At 54.2% G+C, this 2,566-nt stretch carries 1 rRNA gene; it reads right to left on the reverse strand.

The window, feature by feature from the left end:
- Nucleotide 1: 1 nt before the first annotated feature.
- Nucleotides 2-2,566: ribosomal RNA gene (locus KUC_RS18930) — 23S ribosomal RNA — on the reverse strand; the annotation flags it as partial.

Raw genomic sequence — 2,566 nt, forward strand, 5'->3', positions numbered from 1 at the left:
CAAGCCTCACGGGCCATTAGTACACGTTAGCTCAACACCTTGCAGCGCTTCCACACCGTGCCTATCAACCAGCTGGTCTCGCTGGGCCCTTCAGGAGGCTCTAGGCCTCAGGGATGTCTCATCTTGAAGGGGGCTTCCCGCTTAGATGCTTTCAGCGGTTATCCCGTCCGACCATAGCTACCCGGCAATGCCACTGGCGTGACAACCGGAACACCAGAGGGTCGTCCACTCCGGTCCTCTCGTACTAGGAGCAGCCCTTCTCAAACATCCAACGCCCACGGCAGATAGGGACCGAACTGTCTCACGACGTTCTAAACCCAGCTCGCGTACCACTTTAAATGGCGAACAGCCATACCCTTGGGACCGACTTCAGCCCCAGGATGTGATGAGCCGACATCGAGGTGCCAAACACCGCCGTCGATGTGAACTCTTGGGCGGTATCAGCCTGTTATCCCCGGAGTACCTTTTATCCGTTGAGCGATGGCCCTTCCATACAGAACCACCGGATCACTAGAACCTGCTTTCGCACCTGCTCGACGTGTCTGTCTCGCAGTCAAGCACCCTTATGCTCTTGCACTCAATGCACGATGTCCGACCGTGCTGAGGGTACCTTCGTGCTCCTCCGTTACTCTTTAGGAGGAGACCGCCCCAGTCAAACTACCCACCACACACTGTCCTCGATCCGGATAACGGACCTAAGTGAGAACGCCAATGATGCCAGGCTGGTATTTCAAGGTTGGCTCCCTTCGAACTGGCGTCCAAAGTTCAAAGCCTCCCAGCTATCCTACACAGGCAACATCAGCGTCCAGTGTGAAGCTATAGTAAAGGTTCACGGGGTCTTTCCGTCTAGCCGCGGGTACACCGCATCTTCACGGCGATTTCAATTTCACTGAGTCTCGGGTGGAGACAGCGTGGCCATCATTACGCCATTCGTGCAGGTCGGAACTTACCCGACAAGGAATTTCGCTACCTTAGGACCGTTATAGTTACGGCCGCCGTTTACCGGGGCTTCAATCAAGAGCTTCGCCTTGCGGCTAACACCATCATTTAACCTTCCGGCACCGGGCAGGCGTCACACCCTATACGTCCGCTTGCGCGTTAGCAGAGTGCTGTGTTTTTAATAAACAGTTGCAGCCACCTGGTATCTTCGACCGGTTCGGGCTTAGGAAGCAAGTTCCATCACCCTATGCCGGCGTGCCTTCTCCCGAAGTTACGGCACCATTTTGCCTAGTTCCTTCACCCGAGTTCTCTCAAGCGCCTTGGGATTCTCTCCCTGACCACCTGTGTCGGTTTGGGGTACGGTCGCACATGATCTGAAGCTTAGAGGCTTTTCCTGGAAGCGTGGCATCAGTGACTTCCTGACCGTGGTCAGTTCATCTCGTGTCTCGGCCTTAAAAGAGTCCGGATTTACCTAAACTCTCAGCCTACTCACTTTCACCAGGACAACCAACGCCTGGCTCACCTAGCCTTCTTCGTCCCCCCATCGCAACCATGTCCGGTACGGGAATATTGACCCGTTTCCCATCGACTACGCCTTTCGGCCTCGCCTTAGGGGCCGACTCACTCTGCTCCGATTAGCGTCGAACAGAAACCCTTGGTCTTCCGGCGAGGGTGTTTTTCACACCCTTTATCGTTACTCATGTCAGCATTCGCACTCGTGATACCTCCAGCAGACTTCTCAATCCACCTTCATTGGCGTACACGACGCTCCTCTACCGCTCATTCCTAAGAATGAACCCGTAGCTTCGGTACCTGGTTTAGCCCCGTTACATCTTCCGCGCAGGCCGACTCGACTAGTGAGCTATTACGCTTTCTTTAAAGGATGGCTGCTTCTAAGCCAACCTCCTAGCTGTCTGAGCCTTCCCACATCGTTTCCCACTTAACCAGGATTTCGGGACCTTAGCTGACGGTCTGGGTTGTTTCCCTTTTCACGACGGACGTTAGCACCCGCCGTGTGTCTCCCACGCGTTACTCACCGGTATTCGGAGTTTGCCTCGGGTTGGTAAGTCGGGATGACCCCCTAGCCGAAACAGTGCTCTACCCCCGGCGGTACTACGTGAGGCGCTACCTAAATAGCTTTCGAGGAGAACCAGCTATCTCCGAGCTTGATTAGCCTTTCACTCCGATCCACAAGTCATCCAAATCTTTTTCAACAGATCCTGGTTCGGGCCTCCAGTTGATGTTACTCAACCTTCACCCTGCTCATGGATAGATCGCTCGGTTTCGGGTCTATATCCAGCGACTGTGTCGCCCAGTTAAGACTCGGTTTCCCTACGGCTCCCCTATACGGTTAACCTCGCCACTGAATATAAGTCGCTGACCCATTATACAAAAGGTACGCAGTCACAGAACAAGTCTGCTCCTACTGCTTGTACGCACACGGTTTCAGGATCTATTTCACTCCCCTCTCCGGGGTTCTTTTCGCCTTTCCCTCACGGTACTGGTTCACTATCGGTCAGCCAGGAGTATTTAGCCTTGGAGGATGGTCCCCCCGTCTTCAGTCAAGGTTTCTCGTGCCCCGACCTACTCGATTTCACATGATCAGATTTTCGACTACGGGGCTATC

Source organism: Vreelandella boliviensis LC1, assembly GCF_000236035.1.
Lineage (GTDB): Bacteria > Pseudomonadota > Gammaproteobacteria > Pseudomonadales > Halomonadaceae > Vreelandella > Vreelandella boliviensis.